Here is a 21,486-nt window from a genome sequence, read left to right on the forward strand (position 1 = left end):
CACCGGCTCCACGGCAGTGGCCTGGATCACATGGCTCGGATTGAGTGCCCGGCCGGGCCGATGTCCGTACTCCTGGGTGGCGGAACGGGGCCGGATGCGAGGATGAGACGCCATGACAGTGGGGTGGTGTGCTCGCGCGATACGGGCCGCGGTGTTCGCGGCCGTCTGTGTCGTGCTCGCCGCCCTGGGTCACGTCATGATGTCCGGCGACTACGTACCCCTGTCGACACTGCTGGCCGGCTGGGCCGTGACGGGCGCGGCGGGCTGGTGCCTCGCGGGCCGCGAGCGCGGACTGCGCAGGGTCGTCGGCGGCGCCGTGGCCGTCCAGACGGCGCTGCACTCGGCGTTCTCCCTCGGTCCGCCGGCACCTTCCGCACCCGGGGCCCACTCCACGGACATGCCGTCCATGAGCCACGGCATGGGCTCCATGAGCCACGACATGAGTGCGGGCGCCATGGAGGCCATGTCCCCGCACGCCGGGCACGCCCCCGGCGGTGACTCGTCCCTCGGCATGCTCGCCGCCCACCTCCTGGCCGCGCTGCTGTGCGGCCTGTGGCTGGGCCATGGGGAACGGGCCGTCTTCCGGCTGCTGCGTGCCGTGGGCAGCCGGCTCGCCGCGCCACTGCGGCTGCTGTTCGCCCTGCCCGTGCCGCCGCCCCCGCCCGCGCGCCGGCGGCGACGGCCGACGAACCGCTCGCCGCGCCGCCTCCTTCTCGTCCACGCGATCACCACCCGGGGACCACCCGCGGGGTCCGCTGCCGCCTGACGGCAGCCGGTGCCGACCGGGGCTGCCCCTGCGCGCCCCGGCAGCGGTCGTACCCCCGTGGCTGCGCATCGCGAGAGGTCACTCCTCCCGACGCGCGGTACGGCCACGCCCGCGCCCCCGCTCACCGGACCGCGCACCCACGCGCGCACCTCTGACCTCACGGCCTGCCCGCTCGCGTCCTCGCGGTCCCGGAACCCGACAAGGACATCAGGTGATCACTCCTGCCCTGCCCCTTCCGCACGAGAGATCGGCGTCGGCCGACGCGTCGATAACCGCCTGGGCGCTCGCCGCCCGCGGCGGCGACTCCGCGGCCGTCGACCACTTCGTGCGCGCCCTGCACCGTGACGTCATCCGGTACGTCGCCCATCTGTGCGCCGACCCGCAGGCGGTGGACGATCTGGCGCAGGACACGTTCCTGCGGGCGCTCGGCAGCCTGCACCGGTTCGAAGGCCGCTCCTCGGCGCGGACCTGGCTGCTGGCGATCGCCCGGCGCGCGGTGGCCGACAGCATCCGGCACACCGCCGTACGCCCCCGCCCGGCCGACCTGCCGGACTGGGAGCCGGTGGCCGAACTCGCCCAGCCGCGCGGCCTGCCCGGCTTCGACGACGGCGTGGCGCTGCTGGAGCTGCTGGCCGGGCTGCCGGACGAACGCCGCGAGGCGTTCGTCCTCACACAGCTGCTCGGCCTGCCCTATGCGGAGGCCGCCGCGCTGAGCAACTGCCCGGTCGGCACGGTCCGGTCCCGCGTCGCCCGCGCCCGGGCGACACTGCTGGCCCTGCTCGCCGCGGCCGAGGAACCGGACCCCGCCCTCGCCGCGGCCTGACACCCATCGAGAACCGTACGGTGCCCGCCGCCTCTGCCCGGCGGGCACCGGCCGGTGAACAGCCGCCCAACATGCTCAGCCATGCCGGGCTGCTGTCCTCCCGTCGCGCGCCTCCACCTCCCTCCAGAAGGCGCCGACCCGCGCGTTGAACACCTCCGGTACTTCCTGGAAGGGCTGATGCGCCTCCCCGGGCAGCACCTCGAACACGGCCCCCGGGATGCTGTCCGCGACCGCGCGGCCGAGGCGCGGTGGTGTGGCGAGGTCGAGTTCACCGGCGAGCACCAGGGTCGGGGCGCGGATGCCGCCGAGGCGGTCGAGGGTGTCGTGGCCGGCGAACGCCGCGAGCTGGCGCTGGAAAGCCTCGACCGATTGCGGATGCTCGAAGGCCAGCGCCTCGTCGACGAGGCGGTCGACCAGGCCGTCGGCGTGGGCGCGCGGGGTGTAGACCCACAGGTAGAACGCTTCCAGCATGGCCCGTTCGTCCGGGGCGCGTTCGACCATCCAGTTCCAGAAGCGCGTCATGGTCCGGAAGTAGGGATCCGGGCGGGCCATCGTGCTCATGAGGACGAGGCTGCGTACCGGGCCGGGGTGGCGCAGGGCCAGTTCCTGGGCGATGAAACTGCCGCCCGAGAAGCCCGCGACGTGCGCCGTCGGAACCCGGAGAGCACGCAGCAGCGCCGCCGCGTCGTGGGCCATCCCCGCTACGGAGGGCGGGCCGTCGGGCAGCGGGCTGCGGCCCGCGCCGCGGTTGTCGAACGCGGTGAGCCGGTAGCGGTCCGCGAACCCGTCGAGCTGTGGCAGCCATGCCTCGGCGGGGTCCCCGAGCCCCGCGACGAGCAGGACGTCGGGTCCCTCGCCCCGCTGCTCCACCCAGAGTTCCACGCCGTCGGCGTCGACCGTCCGACCCATAGCCGTCACCCTCGCGCCGGTTCGATGTTCTGGTTGGCGTGGAAGAGGTTGTCCGGGTCGTAGGTCCGCTTGACCCGGGCGAGCCGGTCGTAGTTGCCGCGGTACGTCGCCCGGACCCGCTCCTGGCCCTCGCCCGCGCCCATGAAGTTCACGTACGAGCCGCCCATCGAGAACGGGTGCAGCTCCTCCTGGTAGCCCACGCACCACCGCCTGATCGTCTCGGCGTTGGCCGGGTCGGGGTCGACGCCGGCGAAGACACCGGACCAGAGGGCGTCGCGGTAGCTCCACGCGGTGTCGTCCGGGCCGACCCGGTGGGCGGCGCCGTCGATCGGGTAGAGGTGCATCAGCGAGAGCGGCGTGGGGTTGTTCCGCCCGTATGCGAGGTGCACGTCCAGGGCGGCGTCGGGGATGCTGTCGAAGAAGTCGCCCCGCCAGTACCACTGGTAGCCCGTCGGGATCAGATCGTCGAACATGCCCTGCAGCGCGTCGTACGGCATCGGCGTCGTGAAGTGGAAGGCCGGCCGGCCCGCGTCGTTCACCACCGAGAGGGTGTCGTCGACCCCGTCCAGGTCGCCCGTGCAGCACCACACGATGCCGCACACCTTCTTGCCGTGCAGTTCCTCCGGGAAGGGCGGGCCGGGCGGGACGACGAGGACGGCGAAGAAGCCGTAGACGTCCTCGGGTGCCTGGGGGAGGAACTCGCGGTACCACGCCAGGACTTCGCGCGTGCTGTCGACCGGCCAGACGGTCACCCCGACGCCGACCGTGCCCACCGGGTGCAGCCGGTAGGTGAGGGAGGTCGCGATGCCGAAGTTGCCGCCGCCGCCCCGCAGGGCCCAGAACAGGTCCGGGTGCTCGGTCTCGCTCGCGGTGACGAAGCCGCCGTCGGCCAGCACCACGTCCGCGGAGATCAGGTTGTCCACGGTCAGCCCGTACTTGCGGGTGAGGTAGCCGTGGCCGCCGCCGAGGGTCAGGCCTCCGACGCCCGTCATGGAGATGATGCCCGTGGGGGTGGCCAGACCGAAGGCCTGCGTGGCGTGGTCGAGGTCGCCGAGGTGGCTGCCGCCGCCGACCTCGGCGGTGCGCGCCTCCGGGTCCACCCGCACCCAGCGCATCGGCGAGAGGTCGACCGTCACACCGTCGTCCACCAGGCACAGGCCGGGACCGCTGTGCCCGCCGCCCCGCACGGCGAGTTCCAGACCGTGGTCGCGGACATAGGTGACAGCGGCCATCACGTCGGCGGCGTCCGCGCAGGGCACGAGGGCGGCGGGCCGTTTGTCGATCATCGCGTTGTAGATCTTGCGCGCCTGGTCGTATCCGGCGTCCCGCGGGCCGATCACCGGCCCCCGCAGCGTGGTCCGCATGTCTTCCAGGGTGGCTGTGTCCATGACGATCTCCTCGGGCCGCGTGACCGTGCCGACACCACCAGCCTCCCGCCGACCGCGCAACGATGCATGTCCGCAGCCTCTGCCGTCTCCCGGGCGCCCGCGACCGAGCGGTGAGGCACCGCACGCGGGCCGCCGGGCCGGGTGGTGCCGGAAACCTAGTGGCGTCCGGCACTCGGGCGCGTGACGGTACGGTCCATGGGCAAATCCGAGCACGCCGAAACGTGCACCGATCCGGTGACCGGCCGGTGTGCCGGGGGCGACCTCGACGTGACGAGGGCGGACGACGCGGCTCTGGAGGCGCACCTGCCGCTCGACATCATCGAGGAGGTCCCGCCGGGGAGCGTCGTGGCGCGCTTCGCGACCGCCCTCGGCCGGGGCGCGGCCGCCCCGACCGCCCTCGGCCGGGGCGGCCGCCGTCGAATGGCACGGCAGATGGCCGGACGAGCCGACGGCGGGCCACTGTGGATCACCTCCGTACGACGGTGTCCAGGTCGTCTGCCACGGCGACCGGACCCGGCGGGGCCGCTGGACCGGGGAGCACACTGTCTTCGTGCACGTGACCACGTTCGGCGACCTGCCCCGCGCCCGGAAACTCGCCGCGTCCATCGGCGGCGAGGTCCTGGGCGAGCCGCAACTCGGGTGGTGATCGCGGGCGTCAGGCCGGGGTGACCTCCACCGGCAGCTTCTTGATGCCGTTGACGAAGTTGGAGCGCACGCGCGGCACGTCGCCGGTCAGGCGGATGTCCGCCAGGCGCGGGATCAGTTCCTCGAACATGATGCGGATCTCGGTGCGGGCGAGCAGGTTGCCCAGGCACAGGTGCGGGCTGCCCTTGCCGAAGGTGACGTGGTCGTTGTCGCGGCGCGCGACGTCGAAGTCGTAGGGGTTGCCGAAGACCTCCTCGTCGCGGTTGCCGGAGGCGAACCACATCACCACCTTGTCGCCCTCCTTCACCCGCTTGCCGCCCAGCTCGACATCACGCGTGGCGGTGCGGCGGAAGTGGTAGACGGGGGAGGCCCAGCGCAGGAACTCCTCGACCGCGACCGGGATCAGCGACGGGTCCTCCTGGAGGCGGGCCAGCTGACGGGGGTGCTGCAGGAGGGCCAGCATCGAGTGGGAGATGGTGTGCCGGGTCGTCTCGTTGCCGGCGACGACCAGCAGCAGGAAGTAGTTGTCGAAGTCCTGCGGGGAGAGCGGCACTCCGTCCCGGGGCGTGGTGTTGACCAGCCGGGAGACCAGGTCCGTGCCGTCGCCGCCGCGGCGCTGCCGGGCCAGCTCGCGGCCGTACTCGAAGACCTCCAGCGAGGCGGGGGAGCGGAAGGGCAGATCGCGGTACCGCTCGCTCTCCTCGCTGTGCAGCAGGACGTCCGCGTAGTCGGGGTCGGTGTGCCCGATGATGCGGTTGCCCCAGTCGATGAGCTTCCGGTTGTCCTCCGGCGGCACGTCCAGCAGCCGCGCGAGCACGTTGATGGGGAAGTCCGCCGAGACGTCCTCGACGAAGTCGAAGCGGCCCTTGGCGAGGGCGGCGTCGAGGGTCCTCGCGGTCAGCCCGCGCAGGAAGTCCGTGTACCCGCTGATCACGTTCGCGCCGAACTGCCGCTGGATGACGCTGCGCAGCGCCCGGTGCCGCACCCCGTCCAGTTCGAGGATCGAGGCGCGCTTCTTGATCTGGTCGTCGTCGACCTCCTCCAGGTTGACGAACCTCGTCGACGTGAACGTCTCGGAGTCGCGGTCCACGCGGATGATGTCCTCGTGCCGGGTCACCGCCCAGAAGCCGGAGTTGGGGGCCTCCTCGGGCTGCCAGTGCACCGGGTCCTCATGGCGCAGGGTGTGGAACATCCGCCAGGGCGTCACCCCGTCGGTGAAGCGGTCCAGGTCGGCGAGGTCCACGTCGGCCAGGGGCAGCGGCTCGCGCACGGCGTCGGTCGGGGTCTCGGTCGTCATCGGCGTGCTCCTCGGCGTCACAGGGGGCGTCACAGGTGGTAGGCGTACTCGGTGAACTCCCAGTCCGTGACGTGCCGGTGGAAGCGTTCGACCTCGTCGCGCTTGTAGGAGAGGAAGGACGTGGTGAAGCCCTTGCCGAGCAGTCCGGTCAGGGCGGTGTCCGCCTCCAGCGCGTCCAGCGCGGCGGACAGGGTCTGCGGCAGGACGGCGGAGCGGGCGGTGTCGTAGCCGTAGCCCTCCAGCGGGGCGGGCGGCTCCTCGCCGGCCAGCACGCCCAGCAGCGCGGCGGCGGCCGTACCGGCGATCGCCAGATAGGGGTTGGCGCTCGCGTCGCCCAGCCGTAGTTCGAGCCGGGCCCCGCTGCCCCGCTCGGGCGGGATGCGCACCATGGCGCTGCGGTTGTCCAGCCCCCAGTCGATCAGCCAGGGCGCGAGGGTGTCCGGGCCGAAGCGTTTGTACGAGTTGACCGTGGGGTTGAGCAGCGCGGCGAGGGCGGGCGCGTGCGCGAGGACACCGGCGACGGCGTGCCGGGCGGTGGCGGACAAGCCGTACGCGCCCGACGGGTCGTCGAAGGAGTTGCGGCCCTCCTCGTCGTCGCAGGACAGATGGAGGTGGAAGCCGGAGCCGCCCGCGTCGTTGAAGGGTTTGGCCATGAAGGTGGCGAGCCGGCCCTCCTTGCGGGCCAGTTCCTTGATCGCGGCCTTGAAGCGGAAGGAGCGGTCGGCGGCCGACACGGCCTCCGAGTGGGCCAGGTTGATCTCGATCTGGCCGCCGTCGAACTCGTGGTTGCCGCTGATCGCCCCGACCTTCAGATCACGCACATGGCGCAGGGTGCGCAGCAGGTGGTTGTCCGGGTCGGCGCGCAGACCGGCGGTGTAGACGACCCCGGGGTCGGGCGCGTAGCGACGCCAGCCGCCGGACCCGTCCGGCTCGCACAGGAAGTACTCCAGCTCGGGTCCGACCACCGGCCGCAGTCCGTGCTCGGCGCACCGGGCGAGGACGGACCGCAGCAGATCGCGGGGTGACTCGGGGGCGGGCGCGCCGGTCGCCGGGTCGACGACCTCGCCGAGACAGGCGGCCACCCCCGGTTCCCAGGGCAGCGGCACCAGCGTGTCGAGGTCCGGCCGGACGCAGATGTCCGGCAGCCCCGCGTCCAGCCCGCCGCTGACCGGGACCACGTCCCCCTGCGGGCTGGTGTGGTAGACGGCCCGGCAGAACGCCAGGCCGTGCTCACAGGCCCGGGGCAGCTCTTCGAGCAGCACGTCACGCGCCCGGTCGGTGCCGATCAGGTCGGGATAGGTCACCCGGACCACGTCGATGCCGTCGGCGGCGAGCCGGTCCATGTGGCGGCGGACTTCTTCGGAATCGTGAGCGCTCACCGTTGTCTCCTCGGGCGGACGTCGGGACACCTCCGGGACACGGGGCCGGGGAGGCGGGTGGCGTGGGAGCGAGCGTCCGGGCGCGGCGGAGCCATGACCGCCCAGGGCTGTTTGACGCCAAACGGTAAGCGGGGGCGAGGGGCCCCGCAAGAGGCCCGGGGAAAGAATTTATCCATCCGGATAGCTCTTGACCGGACCTCTGCCCCTGCCTACCTTGTTTGAAGCCAAACGAGTTCGGGGTGCTTTCCACGCACCCCGTTGGCCGGGGCCCGGCCCCTTCCGGCCGGGCCCCGTTTCCCACCGCTTCGACGCCCTCACATTCAGGAGGACCGGCCATGAAGGTCGTCGTCGACATGAACAAGTGCCAGGACCACGGCCAGTGCGTCTTCTCGGCACCCGACGTCTTCCGGATGGACGACGACGGCCGTCTCGCCTACGTCCCCGACCCCGACGACGCCCTGCGCGACGAGGTCGAGGAGGCCGCGGACGTCTGCCCGCTGCAGGCCATCCGGATCGAGGACTGACATGAGCGGGCGCATCGTCGTCGCCGGCGCCTCGCTCGGCGGTCTGCGGGCCGCCGAGCAGCTGCGCGCCGCGGGCTGGACCGGCTCGATCACGGTGATCGGCGACGAGCCGCACCCGCCGTACAACCGGCCCCCGCTGTCCAAGGAGGTCCTCGCGGGCAAGGCGGCCTTCGCCTCGCTGGCCTTCACGCCGAAGGCGTCCGCGACGGACGTGGAGTGGCGGCTCGGCACGAGGATCGTCGCCGCCCGGCTCGCCGACCGGACCGTCGAACTCGACGACGGGGCGGTGCTCCCCTACGACGCTCTGGTCGTCGCCACCGGCATGCGGCCCCGCCGGCTGGGCTGCCCCGGGCCGGTCGCAGGCCGCCACACGGTCCGGACCATCGACGACGCCCAGGTGCTGCGCGACGGGCTGACCCGGCCCGGCGTACGGGTCGTCGTGGTCGGCGCCGGGTTCATCGGCTGCGAGGTCGCCGCCACGGCCGTCGGGCTCGGGGCCGCCGAGGTGACCGTGGTCGATCCGCTGCCCCTGCCCATGGTCGGGCCGCTCGGGGAGCTGCTCGCGCGGGAACTGCGCGCGCGGCACGAGAAACGCGGGGTCCGCTTCGTGCTCGGTGCGGGCGTGGCCGGGTTCGGGGGCGGCGACCGTGTCACCGGCGTCGTGCTGAGCGACGGGTCCGTGCTGCCCGCCGACGTGGTGGTGGAGGCCGTGGGCTCGGTCGCCAACACCGAGTGGCTCGACGGCAACGGCCTCGACCTGAGCGACGGCGTGCTCACCGACGGACACCTGCGCGCCGGCGGCCGGCCCGAGGTCGTCGCGGTGGGCGATGTCGCCCGCTTCCCGAACGCCCGCTACGACGGTGTGCCGCGACGGGTCGAGCACTGGTCGGTGCCGACCGACTCGGCCAAGCACGCGGCGAAGGTCCTCGTCGGCGGCGACACCGGTCTGCCGCCCTTCGCGCCGCTGCCCACCTTCTGGAGCGACCAGCACGACTTCCGGTTGCAGTCCTTCGGGGCGCCCGGTCTGGGGCTCGGCGATGTCCGGGTGCTCGACGGCGACCCCGCGGGGGACGTGCTGGTCGGTTACCACCGCGACGGTCTGCTGGTCGGTGTCGTAGCGCTCGGCGGACCCTCAGCGGCCCGGGCCGCCGCCCGGTACCGCGCCGAGCTGCTGAAGCAGCCCGCACTCACCCCGCAAGGAGCCCTCTCGTGACCGGTCTTCGTGGTTACTTCCATCCCAAGACGGCGACGGGTGCGTCGTCGCTGGTCCCCTCTCCGCCCTGGCGGTACTCCGGTGACCTGCTCACCGTCGAGTACCGGACGGATCCCGCACGCGTACGTGAACTGCTCCCCGAACCACTGGAGTTGGCGGATGAGGACCCGGGCGCGGTCGCCCTGATCTGGGCCGACTGGCAGTCCTGCTCGGCGTCGGGGGAGGAGCTGCTGGACCCCGTGCGGGCGCAGTACAAGGAGGCGTTCGCGGTGGTGCGGTGCCGGTTCCGGGGGCAGACGTACTCGCGGTGCGTCTACATCTGGGTGGACAAGGACTTCGCGATCGCGCGGGGGCTGCACCAGGGGTATCCGAAGAAGCTCGGCTCCATCCACCAGACGCGGCCGCATCCCTACGGGCCCGCTCCGCGGATCGAGGCCGGGGCCCGGTTCGGGGCGACGCTGGCGGCTGCGGACCGGCGGCTCGCGCAGGCCGTGGTGACGCTGCGGGAGCCGTCCGGGAGCGGCGGGTTCGTCAACGCGCACCCCATGGCCCATCACCGGTGGCTGCCGTCGATCGAGAAGGGCAAGGGGCTCGCTCTCGACGAGCTGATCGAGTCCGGGGCCGCGTCCTTCGAAGGTGGTCAACCCTGGTTGGGCGATGCGGAGTTGGAGCTTTTCGAGGCGCCTACGGAGGAGCTGGCTCGGCTGGAGGTGCGGGAGCCGATCGCCGCGTATTACCGGCAGGTCGGGGTGGTTTGGGATGGGGGGCGGCTGCTGGAGAGCGGTAGGTCCGGAGTGGGTGCCGCGTAGTGCCGGTGGTCGGGTGCGGATTCGTCGTGGCTGTTCGCGCCCACGCGGCGGAGCCGCATATCGATACAGCCCCGCACCCCTGGGTGCGAGCAATTCCCCGCGTTGAAGGGAACTCTTCCTATGTCTGACACCATCACCGTCGCCGGCGTTTCCGTTGACACCCGGCACTGGATCGGGGGGCGTCGCGTCGCCTCCGCCGGGACCTTCACCGATCACTCTCCGATCGACGGCAGCGCCCTCGGCGAGATCGCCCGGGGCGGGCCCGACGAAGCCGAAGCCGCTGTCGCCGCCGCCCGGGACGCGTTTCCCGACTGGGCCGCCACCTCGCGCGCCGAACGCGCCCGCATCCTGCACGCGATCGCCGACGGCGTCGAGAAGCGGATCGAAGAGCTGGCGATCGTCGAGACCAGGGACAACGGCGCTCTGCTCCGTTCCCACCGGCGGGGCGTCATGCCCCGCGTCGCCCACAACTTCCGGTTCTTCGCCGACTGGCTGCTCCGCCTCGGCCACGAGGACTTCGAGACGCGCGGCCACACCAACCACGTCAGCTGGGACCCGGCCGGTCCCTGCGTGCTGATCACGCCGTGGAACGCGCCCCTGATGCTCGCCACGTGGAAGGTCGCCCCCGCCCTCGCCGCCGGCGACACCGTCGTCCTCAAGCCCGCCGAGTGGTCGCCGCTGACCGCCTCCCTGCTGGCCGACATCGCCGCGGAGGCCGGACTGCCCGCCGGTGTCCTCAACGTCGTCCAGGGGTACGGCTCCGAGATCGGCGACGCGCTCACCTCCCACCCCGACGTGCGCCGCATCAGCTTCACCGGGTCGGTGCCGACGGCCAAGCGGATCGCGGCGTCCGCCGCCGCGAACCTCACGCCTCTGAGTCTCGAACTCGGCGGCAAGTCACCCCTGTTGGTCTTCGCCGACGCCGACCTCGACCTGGCCGTCGACCTCGCCGTGGAGCAGTACGACAACGCCGGGCAGGTCTGCCTGGCGGCGACCCGGCTGCTCGTCGAGGAGCCGGTGGCCGAGGAGTTCACCCGCCGGTTCGTGGCGAAGGCCTCGGCCCTGCGGCAGGGCGACCCGCGTGACGAGGGCACCGACATCGGGCCCAACATCCACCCGCGCCAGCTGGAGAAGATCGAAGGCTTCGTGCAGCGGGCCCTCGCGGCCGGGGCGCGGGCGGTCATCGGCGGGCAGCGGAGGGACGGGCAGTACTACGCGCCGACACTGCTCACCGATGTCGGGCAGGACGCGGAGATCGTGCAGGAGGAGGTCTTCGGGCCCGTTCTGACCCTCCAGACCTTCGCCGGTGAGGACGAGGCCGTACGGCTCGCCAACGACACCCGGTTCGGTCTGGCCGCCACCGTCGCGACCGGTGACCGGGAACGGGCGGAGCGGGTGACCGCCCGGCTCGTCGCCGGCACCGTCTGGGTCAACTGCTTCTTCGTGCGTGACCTCCAGGCACCCTTCGGCGGCTCCCGGCAGTCCGGGGTCGGCCGCGAAGGCGGGACCTGGAGCTTCGACTTCTACTGCGACCTGAAGAACACCGTCACCGCCCCGAAGGGATGGGACAAGGATCATGGGTGAGATCGTCGGGGCCGGGCTGCTCGCCCACGTGCCCACCATCGTGCTGCCCGAGGCCGACCGGCTGGAGCTCAACGAGGGCAAGGAGATCACCCTCGTCACCGGGCTGCGGGAGCTGCGCAGGGACGTCTTCGAGCGGGACGACTACGACACCGTCGTCGTCCTGGACTCGCACTGGGCGACCACCGTCGAGTTCGTCGTGACCGCGCAGGCGCGCAGGGCCGGACTCTTCACCTCCGAGGAACTCCCGCGCGGCATGTGCAGGATGCCGTACGACTTCCCCGGCGATCCCGAACTCGCCCACAACGTGGCCGCGTTCGCCGACGAGCACGGCACCTGGATCACCCCGATCGACGACGAGTACCTGCCGATCTACTACGCCACCCTCAACCTCTGGAAGTACCTGGGGGAGGGACTGCCCGACAAGCGGTGGGTCACCATCGGCGTCTGCCAGACCGGCGACATGGAGGACCACCTGCGGCTCGGGCGGGCCCTCGCCGACGGGATCGCCGCGACGCCCGGCCGCCGGGTGCTGCTCATCGCCTCCGGCGCCCTGTCGCACACCTTCTGGCCGCTGCGCGAACTGCGCGACCACGAGGCCAGCGACCCGGTGCACATCCGCACCTCCGAGGCCCGCGAGGCGGACTACGAGCGCATCGCCTGGTTCAAGGAGGGTCGCCACGACAAGGTCCTCGACACGATGGACGAGTTCTGGAAGGTCAAGCCCGAGGCGAAGTTCTTCCACTACCTGATGATGGCCGGCGCCCTCGGTGAGCGGCACTGCGCCGCCCGGGCCCGTCAGTACGGCGCCTACGAGAACTCCGTCGGCACCGGCCAGGCCCACCTCTGGTTCGACCGCCCCGCCGGCGGCTGGACCGGCGACCACACCCCCGCGCAGGAGTCCGCCCATGCCTGAGTACCGCCGCATCCTCCTCGACGGCGCCGCCGTCCAGGTCACCGTCGACGGTGACGAACTCGTCGCCGGGGACGGCCGCCGCGTCAAGACCGAGACGGCACAGCACCTGCCGCCGGTCGTGCCGTCCAAGGTCATCGCCGTTCACCTCAACCACCGCAGCAGGGTCGACGAGTTCCGGATCGGGCTCCCCGACACCCCCACCTACTTCCACAAGCCGACCTCGGCCCTCAACGCCCACCAGGGCGCGATCGTCCGCCCCGAGGGCTGCAAGTGGCTCAACTACGAGGGCGAGGTGGCCATCGTCATCGGGAAGACCGCGCGGAACATCTCGCCGGCCGAGGCGGGGGAGTACATCGCCGGGTACACCGTCGCCAACGACTACGGCCTGCACGACTTCCGCGACACAGACGCCGGGTCCATGCTCCGCGTGAAGGGCTCCGACACCCTCTGCCCGCTCGGCCCCGGACTGGTCACCGACTGGGACTTCCACGGCAAGCGGCTGCGGACGTACGTCAACGGAGAGGTGGTGCAGGACGGTTCCACGGACGAGATGACCTGGGACATGCACTACCTCGTCGCCGACATCGCCCGCACCATCACCCTGTACCCCGGGGACGTCCTCCTGTCCGGCACCCCCGCCAACTCCCGGCCCGTCCGGCCGGGCGACGTGGTGGAGGTGGAGGTCGAGGGACTGGGGCGGCTCACCAACCACATCGTGACCGGCCCGACCGCCGTCCGCACGGACGTGGGCGCCCAGCCCACGGAGTCGGAGGAAGTCCTGTCGACCGCGCTCGGCGGCGACTGGGAGTTCCGTGGCGTCCGGCCCCCGCGCCGCTGACGCGGGCCCCGGCCGGCCCGTCGCCGGGCGCGAGCGCCCCGGTAGGGTCACGGGCATGACCGAGCCCGCCGGGCGGCGCCCCCGCAAGCGCGTGAACTACGGCACGGGACGTGAGGCCCTGCTGGAGGCCGCCGTGCGTGTCGTGGCCCGGGGCGGGCTGCGCAGGCTCACCTACCGGGCCGTCGCGGAGGAGGCCGGCGTCACCCACGGCCTGGTCGTGCACCACTTCGGCTCGCGCGACGCGCTGATCGAGGAGGCCGTGGCCCACGCCATCCGCTCCTCCCTGAGCAGCAGCGCGCTCGAACCGGGCACGGGCGAGGCCGCCGACTTCTCGGTGGGGCTGACGGACATGGTGGAGGCCGGTCCGGACCTCCAGGCGTTCCAGTACGAGCTGCTGCTGGAGGCCCGGCGCCGCCCCGAGCTCCTGGCCCACCTGCGGTCGCTGTACGACGAGTACTTTGACGCGACCCGGCGCGAACTCACCCAGATGCTGCCCGGCCCGGTCGACCAGGGCCTGTCCCGGATGGTCTTCGCCACCCTGGAAGGACTGGTCCTGCACCAGCTCGTATTCGGCGAGCGCGAGATCATCGACGAGGCCCTGGACGAGCTGCGCTCGGTGCTGCGCCTGCTCGCCGAGCGGCGCGGCGACGAGGCCTGACCTCCTCCGGTCCCCTTCGGCTCCGCCGCGGTGGAATTCCTCGTCCCTCACCCCTTGCCAAACGGATAGTTCCGCCCCACGATGAGGCAACTCGTTTGGCCTGAAACGATCCTCCTCCCCTCTGGCAGGTGATCCGAGTGGACAGTCAGACGGTCTCCCGGCACGCGGCGAAACCGGACGCGCCCACCGCAGGCACGCTCAAGCCCAACGCCCTCGGCGTCCTGGGCATCCTCTTCTTCGTCCTGTCCGCCCAGGCCCCGCTGACCGGCATCGCCGGCGCGGCCCCCATCGCCGTGGCCCTCGGCAACGGCCCCGGCGTGCCCGCCGCCTACCTGGTGGCGGGCCTGGTGATCCTGCTGTTCTCGGTGGGCTTCGTCGCCATGGGCCGCCACGTGGTGGACGCGGGCGCCTTCTACACGTACATCGGCAAGGGCCTCGGCCGCACCACCGGCACCGGCAGCGCCGGTCTCGCGCTCTTCGCCTACTGCACCATCCAGGCCGCCATGTACGGCCTGTACGGCGCCATCGTGAGCGGCCTGGTCGCGACGCACACCGGCCTCGATCTGCCGTGGTGGGTCTGGACGCTGGCCACCATGGCCGTCGTCCAGGCGCTCGGGGCGGCCGGTGTCGAGATGGGCGCCAAGGTCCTCGCCGTCTTCGTCCTCGCGGAGTTCAGCATCCTGTCGGTCTTCGCCCTGGTCACCCTCTTCAAGGGCGGCGGACCCGAGGGGCTCGGCCTCGCCGACAGCTTCTCCCCGTCCGCGGCCCTGGACGGCGCCCCGGGCGTGGCCGTGATGTTCGCCGTGGCCTCCATGTTCGGCTTCGAGGCCACCGCCATCTACGGCGAGGAGGCCCGCGAGCCCAAGAAGACCGTGCCGCGGGCCACGTACCTCGCGGTCGTCGTCGTCACCGGCTTCTTCGCGCTGGTCTCCTGGATGCTCATCTCCTCCTACGGCGCCTCCAAGGCCACCGCGGCCGCGGGCGAGGCCCTGGAGGGCGGCGACGGCGCCGGGTTCGTCTTCGCGCCCATCGCGGCCGACTTCGGCGGCTGGGTGGGCGACGTACTGCCCGTGCTGCTCGCCACCTCCCTCTTCGCCGGCATCCTCACCTTCCACAACTCGGCCAACCGCTACCTGTTCTCCCTCGGCCGTGACCGGCTGCTGCCGCTGCGGCTGTGCCGGCTCAAACGCCGGCACGCGCCCTGGACCGCCGGGTGCGTCCAGACGGTCCTGGCCGTGCTCCTGGTGGTGCCCTTCGCGCTGGCCGGCAAGGACCCGGTGCTGACGCTGTTCTCCTGGTTCAGCGGCGTCGCCGTCCTGGCGATGATGCTGCTGTACCTGCTGACCTCGGTGTCGGTCGTCGTCTTCTTCCGCCGGGCCCGTCTCGACACCCGCCCGTGGAACACGCTGATCGCGCCCGCCCTGGGCGCGCTCGGCATCGCGGGCGCGATCTGGCTCATCCTGGCCAACTTCACCACCCTCATCGGCGGCGAACGCACCACCGCCCTGTGGCTCACGCTGTCCGTCCCGGTCGTCATGGCGCTGGGCCTCGTCGCCGCACGGGTGCGGGGCAGGGCCACCGACGGCTGACCACGAGCGCGGTCGTCCACGGACAGCCCCGCCCCTGTCGTTTGAGACCAAAGGAGGATCCCTCATGCCGGCCGTCCCCCACGACGAGTGGCTGCGCCGCGCCAAGGCGTTCCAGCTCTCGGGTGCCCATCACATCGACGGCGCCGAGGAGGCCGGCGGCGGGGCGGTGTTCCCGGTCGTGTCCCCACGGGACGGCCGGGTCGTCGCCGATGTCGCGGACGGCGGCGCCGCCGAGGTCGACGCGGCCGTCGCCGCCGCCCGGCGTGCCTTCGACACCGGCCCGTGGCCGCGCCTGGCGCCCGCCGAGCGCGGCCGGGCCCTGCTCCGCCTCGCCGATCTGCTCGAAGAGCGGCGCGAGGAACTCGCCCTCACGGTCAGCCTGGAGATGGGCAAACCGATCTCGGACGCGTACGGCATCGAACTGCGCGCCGCCATCACCACCTTCCGCTGGTACGGCCAGCTCGCGGACAAGCTCACCGACGAGTCCCCGCACACCGCCCCGGACGCCCTCGCCCTGGTCACCCGGGAACCCGCCGGGGTGGTCGGGGCGGTGGTCCCCTGGAACTTCCCGCTGACCCTGGCCGGCTGGAAGGTCGCCCCGGCCCTGGCGGCCGGCTGCACGGTCGTCCTCAAGCCCTCGGAGAACTCCCCCCTCTCCGCCCTGCTGCTCGCCCGCCTCGCCACCGAGTCCGGCATTCCGCCCGGCGTCCTCAACGTGGTCACCGGCGACGGCCCCACAGCGGGCCGCGCCCTCGGCCTTCACCCGGACGTCGACGTCCTGGCGTTCACCGGCTCCACCGCCGTCGGCCGCCACTTCCTGCGCTACGCCGCCGACTCCAACCTCAAGCGCGTCTGGCTGGAACTCGGCGGCAAGTCGCCCAACATCGTCCTGCCCGACGCCCCCGACCTCGACCGGGCCGCCGCCACCGCCGCCTGGGGCATCTTCTTCAACCAGGGCGAGATGTGCACGGCCCCCTCCCGGCTCCTGGTGCACTCCTCGATCGCCGAGCGGGTCACCGAGGCCGTGGTCCGGCGGGCCCGTGAACTGCGGGTGGGCGACCCGCTCGACCCGGAGACGGAGATGGGCGCCCTCGTCGGCCGGACGCACCTGGACCGCGTACGCGACCACATCCGCCACGGCGTCGACGAGGGCGCCCGGCTGCGTACCGGCGGCGACCGCGTCCTCGCCGAGACGGGTGGGACGTACCTGGCGCCGACCGTCTTCGACCGGGTGGACCCCGGCTCGCGACTGGCGCGGGAGGAGATCTTCGGCCCCGTCCTGTCGGTGCTCGCCTTCGACGACCTCGACGAGGCGGTCCGCCTGGCCAACGCCACCGAGTACGGCCTCGCCGCCGGTCTGTGGACCTCCGACCTGTCCACCGCCCACCGGGTGTCGCGCGCCCTGAAGGCCGGAACGGTCTGGGTCAACTGCTACGAGGAGGGCGACCTGACCGTGCCCTTCGGAGGGATGAAGCAGTCGGGCAACGGCCGCGACAAGTCCGCCCACGCCCTGGAGAAGTACACCGAGCTCAAGACCACCTGGATCCAGCTGTGACCCGCCCCCTGATAGCGATCCCCGCCCGGTTCTCGGCCACGACCTCCGCGCTCCGGTACGCCGCCGAGGTCAACGCCCGCGCCCTGGTCGAGGCCGTCTGGCGGGCCGGCGGCGAACCGGCCGGCATTCACCCGGCGGACACCGGCACGGCCGCCCGGCTGGCCCGCTTCGACGGCGTCCTGCTCCCCGGCGGCGGCGACCTCGCCCCCTCCCGCTACGGCGCCACCGACACCCACGACACCGTCTACGACGTCGACACCCTCCAGGACACCTTCGACCTCGACGTCGCCCGGCACGCCCTGGAGTCGGGGCTGCCGCTGCTCGCCGTGTGCCGCGGGCTCCAGGTCGTCAACGTCGCCCTCGGCGGCACGCTGCAGCAGGACATGGGCGGCCCCGAGCGTGAACACCGGCACCTGGTGCATCCCGTCGGCCTGGAACCGGGCTCGCTCGTCGCCCGGGCCGCGGGTGCCGAGAAGACCGACGCGTCCTGCTACCACCACCAGCGTGTCGACCGGCTGGGCAGGGACCTGCGGGTCACGGCCCGGGCGGCCGACGGCACGATCGAGGCCCTCGAACTCCCGGGCGCCGACGGCTGGTTCACGGCCGTGCAGTGGCACCCGGAGGACACCGCCCACGAGGACCCCGCCCAGCAGGGCCTGTTCGACGCGCTCGTGCGGGCCGCAACCCGGTGAGGCCGCGGCGCGCCTCAGGCCCGGGGCCGCCGCCCGCTGCGCCGCGGGGCGGGCTCGGCGCCGCCGAGCAGGGACTGCCGCCGCTCCTCGCCGTGCTCCTCCACCTGGAGCACCACACTGCGCAGCCCTTCGGCGAGACGGCGGCACTCGGCGTCGCTGAGCCCGGCGGTGACGAAGGCCTCCTCCTCGTTGAACGCCGGGAACACCCGCGCCATGAACTCCTCGCCCTCGCCGGTGAGGCGCAGCAGCACCAGGCGCCCGTCGCTCGGATGCCCGTCCCGCCGCAGCAGGCCCCGGGACTCCAGCGTGCGCACCACACCCGTCAGCGTGCCCTTGGAGATCCCCGCCTCCTCGGCCACGTGCCGGGTCTCCGACTCGCCCCACACCCAGACCACCCACAGCACCACGAAGGCCGTCCAGGTCAGGTCGGAACCCCGCAGCACCGAGTTCTCCAGGTGCTGCCGCACCGCGGACGCGGCCCGGTAGATGTTCGCCACCGCCGCCATCTGCTCCCGGCGGATCGCGATGCCACCGAGCTTCGCCGCGGCGAGCTTCTCGGCTTCGGTGATGGATCGGTGCCCCGGCACGGGCGGCTCCTTCGTCTGGTCACGGCGTCTCACGCACGGGCGGCTCGTCCCGGGCCGTCCGGTCGTTCGGACTCAAATTGTACGAAGTCGAAAGGAAAACCCGTCATGCCCAGCCCTCCCCGCATGCTCCTCGTCCTCAGCGAGAACTGGACCCTCACCGGCGGCCGGGCCGATCTGCCCGCCGCCGTCCGCTGGGCCCGCGAGGCCGAGGACGCCGGCTTCGACGCGGTCATGGTCAGCGAGCACATCGTCCTCGGCCCCGACGCGGCGGCCGCGGGCATCATGGGAAACCCCCGCGACTACGCCCTCCCCGGCAACCAGGACCCCCACACCCCCTGGCCGAACTCCCTGCTGCTGCTCGCCGCCATCGCCTCCGTCACCTCCCGGCTGCGCCTGGCCGCCGCGGCCGTCCTCGCCCCGCTGCGTCACCCCCTGCTGCTCGCCCGTGAACTCGGCACGCTCGACCTGATCAGCGAGGGCCGCCTCGTCGTGCAGCCGACGGTCAGCTGGAGCAAGGACGAGTACGACGCCCTCGGGGTGCCCTTCACCCGGCGCGGGCGGCTCCTCGACGAGCACCTGGAGATCTGGGCGAAGGCCTGGGGGCCGTCCCCGATCTCCCACGACGGGCCGCACTACCCCTTCCGGGACGTGTACTTCGAACCCAAGGCCCACCGGCCCGACGGCCCCCGGCTCTGGTTCGGCGGCCAGCGCCTGCACGGCCCGGTCCTGCGCCGCCTCGTCCGGTACGGCCACGGCTTCCACCCGCTCGGCCGGCCCACGCCCGAGGACCTGCAAGGGCTCAAGGAGGCGATGTCCGCGGCCGGGCGGGACGCCGCCGACCTGGAGATGATCGGCGGTACGCAGGCCGTCTTCCCCGACGACCGCTCCCCGGCGGACCTCGGCGTGGCCCTGTCCGTGATCCCGGAACAGCTGGAGCAGGGCTTCACGACCTTCTGCGTCAAGCCGAACCAGTTCATCGACGACCCGGGCGGCGTGGGGGAGTTCTGCCACGACGTCATGCGGCGCGTCGAGGCGCTGACGTCCTGACCGCCCCGGCCCGGATCACCGCTCGACGAACCGCGCCAGGTGGTCCGGGTCCGGCCGCAACAGCCCGTCCCGCACCGCGAGCGCCGTGGCCTCGGCCCGGGAGGCGCAGCCGGTCTTGCGCAGCAGGTGCTCGACATGGCTGTGCACGGTCCGCGGCGACAGGAACAACGCCTGCGCGATGGCCTGATTGGTCTGTCCCGTGGCCGCCCGGGTGAGCACCTCCAGCTCCCGGGGGCTCAGCCCGTACGGCAGTTCCGTGGGCGTCTCGCGCACCAGCACGGCGTCCGCCGCCAGGCCCGGCCCGGCGGGATGCCGGTGCAGCACGACCCGCCGCCAGCCTCCGCCGGCCGGCCACAGCAGCCGCAGCCGCTGCCCGCCCGTGCCGGTGAAGGCGTGCAGCAGCGCACCGAACCCGCCCTCCTCGCGCAGCACCCGGGGCCGGTCGCGCCCGGGCAGGTCGACGACCCGGCCGTCGCCGGTGACGAGGCTCGCCGCGTCCGTGTCCGCCAGGCCGTGCAGATCACCGGCGTGCGCCAGCGGGTCGGCGAAGGCGGCCAGGGCGGGGATCACGGAGGCGAGCAGCCGTCGCGCGTCGGTGTCGTAGGCGTCCGCGGTCTCGGTGGACAGATGGACCAGCCCCACCAGCCGACCCCGGTGCCGCAGCGCCCCCGTGACGCCGTCGCGGAAACCGGCCGGGCGGACCCGCTCGGCGTAGAACCAGCCGTGCCGGAAGCGCGGACCGGCGTCCTCGGAGTCCTCCGCGTCCTCCGAGATGGACGGCGGCAGCTCCCGCTGTACGACGTTGCGGTACCACGGGGTGGCGACGAACTCCCCGGCTAGGGCCTGTGAGGCCTCGGCGGTGTAGCCGATGCTCGCGATCTGGACGTGGGAGCCGGTCAGCGGGTCGATCGTGAGCAGGGTCGCCGCGTCCAGCGGCAGCGCGCGGGCGAGTTCGCGAAGGGCCTGGGCGGAGGCCGAGGCGGTGTCGCGCTCGCGGGTGAGCATGCCGATGCGGGCGGCTGCCGCGATCTGGTGGTGGCTGGTCATGCGAGCCTCCGGGCGGCTCGGACAGCGATGTCGTTTGGGGTCTAACGATAGGATGCCCGCCCGGGTCGCACAAGGTGTCCACCGGAGGCCGGCCGAACTCGCGGTCGGTATTTGTACGGATGGTGCGGAGGACCGGGCGGGTCTTTCCTGTTCGGCACAGCCGGACGCCCGCTCCAGTCGGGCCCGCCCCTCGGAGAGCCCACGCCATGACCCCAGCCCCGTACACCGCCTCGCGCAGACACTTCCTCGCCCTGTCCGCAGCCACCGCGCTGGCCGCCGCCGGATGCTCGGCACCGGAGAACACGGCCGCCTCCGCCAAGCCCTCACGGTCCGGCGGCACCCGTCTGACGAAGATCGGTTTCGACTACCCCTTCACCCAGCTCCCGCTCTACTCCACGCTGGTGAAGCTCTCCACCGCCCAGGCGAAGCGGCACGGCATCTCCCTGCTGACGACGAGCGACAACGCCAGTGCCGACACCCAGGCCACCAACCTCAACACCTGGGTCGCCCGCAAGGTCCCCGCGATCGTGTCCTTCCCCATGGTCTTCGAGGCCGCCGAGCCCATCGCGAAGGCAGCCCTCGACGCGGGCCTGATCTGGGTCACCTACGGCGGCTCCCTGGAGCACCAGAGCGCCGACATCCGCTTCAGCTTCCGCGAGGGCGGCACCCTGCTCGGCGCGGCGGCGGCGAAGTGGGCCCAGGAACACCTCGGCGGCAAGGGCAAGATCGCCTTCCTCACGGACAGCACCATCGAACTGGGCCGCGAACGCACCCAGGGCATGATCGACGCCTTCACCGAAGCGGCACCCGGCGTCGACGTGGTGGCGCGGGAGCAGTCCATCGACCCGGACACGGGCCTGTCGAAGACGAAGGCGATCCTCGCCAAGCACCCCGACCTCAACCTCGTCCTCGGCGTCACCGACGCCGCCGCGTACGGCGGCTTCAAGGCCCTCCAGCAGGCAGGCCGGGCCAAGGACGACGCGAAGACCTTCGTCGGCGGCCAGGACGGCTCCGCGCCCTCCCTCCTCGCCGTCAAGCAGGGCACGTTCTACCGGGCCTCCGCCGCCCTCGCGCCGAAGGACATCGCCGCCGCCATCGTCGACGTGCCGCGCGCGGTCGCCGCCGGAAAGGCGAACCCCAGCGCCCAGGTGCCGATCACGCTCGTCCAGCGCGCCGACACCGCCCGGATCGACGCCCTGCTCGCCCAGAACGCCTAGGGCGGG

20 protein-coding genes are annotated in these 21,486 nt (G+C 72.7%); 14 read left to right on the top strand and 6 right to left on the bottom strand.

From position 1 onward, the window contains the following. Nucleotides 1-112: 112 nt before the first annotated feature. Nucleotides 113-766 (top strand): hypothetical protein, encoded by a 654-nt coding sequence (locus tag A4E84_RS37215; protein ID WP_079129280.1) that lies wholly within the window; start codon nucleotides 113-115, stop codon nucleotides 764-766. A 211-nt stretch (nucleotides 767-977) separates the two neighbouring features. Continuing rightward, complete coding sequence (locus A4E84_RS37220) at nucleotides 978-1,589, top strand: sigma-70 family RNA polymerase sigma factor (RefSeq protein ID WP_062930758.1); 612 nt, start codon at nucleotides 978-980, stop codon at nucleotides 1,587-1,589. Between the two features lie 75 nt (nucleotides 1,590-1,664). On the opposite strand, the gene A4E84_RS37225 is transcribed toward A4E84_RS37220, so the two are convergent. From A4E84_RS37225 to A4E84_RS37240, 4 genes are all read right to left on the bottom strand, one after another. Then, complete coding sequence (locus A4E84_RS37225; RefSeq protein WP_062930759.1) at nucleotides 1,665-2,498, bottom strand: alpha/beta fold hydrolase; 834 nt, start codon at nucleotides 2,496-2,498, stop codon at nucleotides 1,665-1,667. 5 nt (nucleotides 2,499-2,503) lie between these two features. Then, the gene (locus tag A4E84_RS37230; protein ID WP_062930760.1) at nucleotides 2,504-3,886 is read right to left on the bottom strand and encodes an FAD-binding oxidoreductase; all 1,383 of its coding nucleotides are present in this window, start codon (nucleotides 3,884-3,886) and stop codon (nucleotides 2,504-2,506) included. Nucleotides 3,887-4,541: 655 nt separating this feature from the next. Then, a complete protein-coding gene (locus A4E84_RS37235) occupies nucleotides 4,542-5,828 on the bottom strand; it encodes a cytochrome P450 (RefSeq protein WP_062930761.1) in 1,287 nt (428 codons plus the stop codon). 29 nt (nucleotides 5,829-5,857) lie between these two features. Further along, entirely contained in the window at nucleotides 5,858-7,207 is a 1,350-nt protein-coding gene (locus A4E84_RS37240) for a glutamine synthetase family protein (RefSeq protein ID WP_062930762.1), read from the bottom strand. 335 nt (nucleotides 7,208-7,542) lie between these two features. Between A4E84_RS37240 and A4E84_RS37245 the strand changes: the two genes are divergently transcribed. From A4E84_RS37245 to A4E84_RS37290, 10 genes are all read left to right on the top strand, one after another. Beyond that, nucleotides 7,543-7,731 carry a ferredoxin gene (locus tag A4E84_RS37245; RefSeq protein WP_031108213.1) on the top strand — a complete coding sequence of 63 codons (189 nt, stop codon included), beginning with the start codon at nucleotides 7,543-7,545 and terminating at the stop codon, nucleotides 7,729-7,731. A 1-nt stretch (nucleotide 7,732) separates the two neighbouring features. After that, on the top strand, nucleotides 7,733-8,944 hold the full coding sequence (locus tag A4E84_RS37250) for an NAD(P)/FAD-dependent oxidoreductase (RefSeq protein WP_062930763.1): 1,212 nt from the start codon (nucleotides 7,733-7,735) through the stop codon (nucleotides 8,942-8,944). Further along, nucleotides 8,941-9,753, top strand: a complete 813-nt coding sequence (locus A4E84_RS37255; RefSeq protein ID WP_062930764.1) for an acetoacetate decarboxylase family protein — start codon at nucleotides 8,941-8,943, stop codon at nucleotides 9,751-9,753. The genes A4E84_RS37250 and A4E84_RS37255 overlap by 4 nt, the downstream gene beginning before the upstream one ends. Nucleotides 9,754-9,873: 120 nt before the next feature. Further along, the gene (locus A4E84_RS37260; protein ID WP_062930765.1) at nucleotides 9,874-11,337 is read left to right on the top strand and encodes an aldehyde dehydrogenase; all 1,464 of its coding nucleotides are present in this window, start codon (nucleotides 9,874-9,876) and stop codon (nucleotides 11,335-11,337) included. Then, on the top strand, nucleotides 11,330-12,250 hold the full coding sequence (locus A4E84_RS37265; protein ID WP_062930766.1) for a 3,4-dihydroxyphenylacetate 2,3-dioxygenase: 921 nt from the start codon (nucleotides 11,330-11,332) through the stop codon (nucleotides 12,248-12,250). Before A4E84_RS37260 ends, A4E84_RS37265 begins: the two co-directional genes overlap by 8 nt. Further along, nucleotides 12,243-13,088 (top strand): fumarylacetoacetate hydrolase family protein, encoded by an 846-nt coding sequence (locus tag A4E84_RS37270; protein ID WP_062930767.1) that lies wholly within the window; start codon nucleotides 12,243-12,245, stop codon nucleotides 13,086-13,088. Before A4E84_RS37265 ends, A4E84_RS37270 begins: the two co-directional genes overlap by 8 nt. Nucleotides 13,089-13,143: 55 nt before the next feature. After that, on the top strand, nucleotides 13,144-13,746 hold the full coding sequence (locus A4E84_RS37275) for a TetR/AcrR family transcriptional regulator (RefSeq protein ID WP_062931794.1): 603 nt from the start codon (nucleotides 13,144-13,146) through the stop codon (nucleotides 13,744-13,746). A gap of 137 nt (nucleotides 13,747-13,883) precedes the next feature. Continuing rightward, entirely contained in the window at nucleotides 13,884-15,335 is a 1,452-nt protein-coding gene (locus A4E84_RS37280; RefSeq protein ID WP_062930768.1) for an APC family permease, read from the top strand. 64 nt (nucleotides 15,336-15,399) lie between these two features. Further along, entirely contained in the window at nucleotides 15,400-16,890 is a 1,491-nt protein-coding gene (locus A4E84_RS37285; protein WP_062930769.1) for an aldehyde dehydrogenase, read from the top strand. Beyond that, on the top strand, nucleotides 16,887-17,582 hold the full coding sequence (locus A4E84_RS37290; protein ID WP_062930770.1) for a gamma-glutamyl-gamma-aminobutyrate hydrolase family protein: 696 nt from the start codon (nucleotides 16,887-16,889) through the stop codon (nucleotides 17,580-17,582). The genes A4E84_RS37285 and A4E84_RS37290 overlap by 4 nt, the downstream gene beginning before the upstream one ends. 14 nt (nucleotides 17,583-17,596) lie before the next feature. On the opposite strand, the gene A4E84_RS37295 is transcribed toward A4E84_RS37290, so the two are convergent. Beyond that, nucleotides 17,597-18,169 carry a MarR family winged helix-turn-helix transcriptional regulator gene (locus A4E84_RS37295; protein ID WP_062930771.1) on the bottom strand — a complete coding sequence of 191 codons (573 nt, stop codon included), beginning with the start codon at nucleotides 18,167-18,169 and terminating at the stop codon, nucleotides 17,597-17,599. Between the two features lie 105 nt (nucleotides 18,170-18,274). Between A4E84_RS37295 and A4E84_RS37300 the strand changes: the two genes are divergently transcribed. Further along, the gene (locus A4E84_RS37300) at nucleotides 18,275-19,216 is read left to right on the top strand and encodes a TIGR03619 family F420-dependent LLM class oxidoreductase (RefSeq protein WP_062930772.1); all 942 of its coding nucleotides are present in this window, start codon (nucleotides 18,275-18,277) and stop codon (nucleotides 19,214-19,216) included. 15 nt (nucleotides 19,217-19,231) lie between these two features. Here A4E84_RS37300 and A4E84_RS37305 read toward each other — a convergent pair whose 3' ends face one another. Then, a complete protein-coding gene (locus tag A4E84_RS37305) occupies nucleotides 19,232-20,263 on the bottom strand; it encodes a helix-turn-helix transcriptional regulator (RefSeq protein WP_062930773.1) in 1,032 nt (343 codons plus the stop codon). A gap of 206 nt (nucleotides 20,264-20,469) precedes the next feature. Here A4E84_RS37305 and A4E84_RS37310 point away from each other — a divergent pair, with 206 nt between their 5' ends. Then, nucleotides 20,470-21,480, top strand: coding sequence for a sugar ABC transporter substrate-binding protein (locus A4E84_RS37310; protein ID WP_062930774.1), 1,011 nt, complete (start codon nucleotides 20,470-20,472; stop codon nucleotides 21,478-21,480). Nucleotides 21,481-21,486: the final 6 nt, after the last annotated feature.

Source organism: Streptomyces qaidamensis, from assembly GCF_001611795.1.
Taxonomy (GTDB): domain Bacteria; phylum Actinomycetota; class Actinomycetes; order Streptomycetales; family Streptomycetaceae; genus Streptomyces; species Streptomyces qaidamensis.

Coding starts and splice junctions, on each gene's coding strand:
- A4E84_RS37215 (WP_079129280.1), top strand. CDS start 113: ATGACAGTGGGGTGGTGTGCTCGCGCGATACGGGCCGCGGTGTTCGCG.
- A4E84_RS37225 (WP_062930759.1), bottom strand. CDS start 2,498: ATGGGTCGGACGGTCGACGCCGACGGCGTGGAACTCTGGGTGGAGCAG.
- A4E84_RS37230 (WP_062930760.1), bottom strand. CDS start 3,886: ATGGACACAGCCACCCTGGAAGACATGCGGACCACGCTGCGGGGGCCG.
- A4E84_RS37235 (WP_062930761.1), bottom strand. CDS start 5,828: ATGACGACCGAGACCCCGACCGACGCCGTGCGCGAGCCGCTGCCCCTG.
- A4E84_RS37245 (WP_031108213.1), top strand. CDS start 7,543: ATGAAGGTCGTCGTCGACATGAACAAGTGCCAGGACCACGGCCAGTGC.
- A4E84_RS37250 (WP_062930763.1), top strand. CDS start 7,733: ATGAGCGGGCGCATCGTCGTCGCCGGCGCCTCGCTCGGCGGTCTGCGG.
- A4E84_RS37260 (WP_062930765.1), top strand. CDS start 9,874: ATGTCTGACACCATCACCGTCGCCGGCGTTTCCGTTGACACCCGGCAC.
- A4E84_RS37265 (WP_062930766.1), top strand. CDS start 11,330: ATGGGTGAGATCGTCGGGGCCGGGCTGCTCGCCCACGTGCCCACCATC.
- A4E84_RS37270 (WP_062930767.1), top strand. CDS start 12,243: ATGCCTGAGTACCGCCGCATCCTCCTCGACGGCGCCGCCGTCCAGGTC.
- A4E84_RS37275 (WP_062931794.1), top strand. CDS start 13,144: ATGACCGAGCCCGCCGGGCGGCGCCCCCGCAAGCGCGTGAACTACGGC.
- A4E84_RS37285 (WP_062930769.1), top strand. CDS start 15,400: ATGCCGGCCGTCCCCCACGACGAGTGGCTGCGCCGCGCCAAGGCGTTC.
- A4E84_RS37300 (WP_062930772.1), top strand. CDS start 18,275: ATGCCCAGCCCTCCCCGCATGCTCCTCGTCCTCAGCGAGAACTGGACC.
- A4E84_RS37305 (WP_062930773.1), bottom strand. CDS start 20,263: ATGACCAGCCACCACCAGATCGCGGCAGCCGCCCGCATCGGCATGCTC.
- A4E84_RS37310 (WP_062930774.1), top strand. CDS start 20,470: ATGACCCCAGCCCCGTACACCGCCTCGCGCAGACACTTCCTCGCCCTG.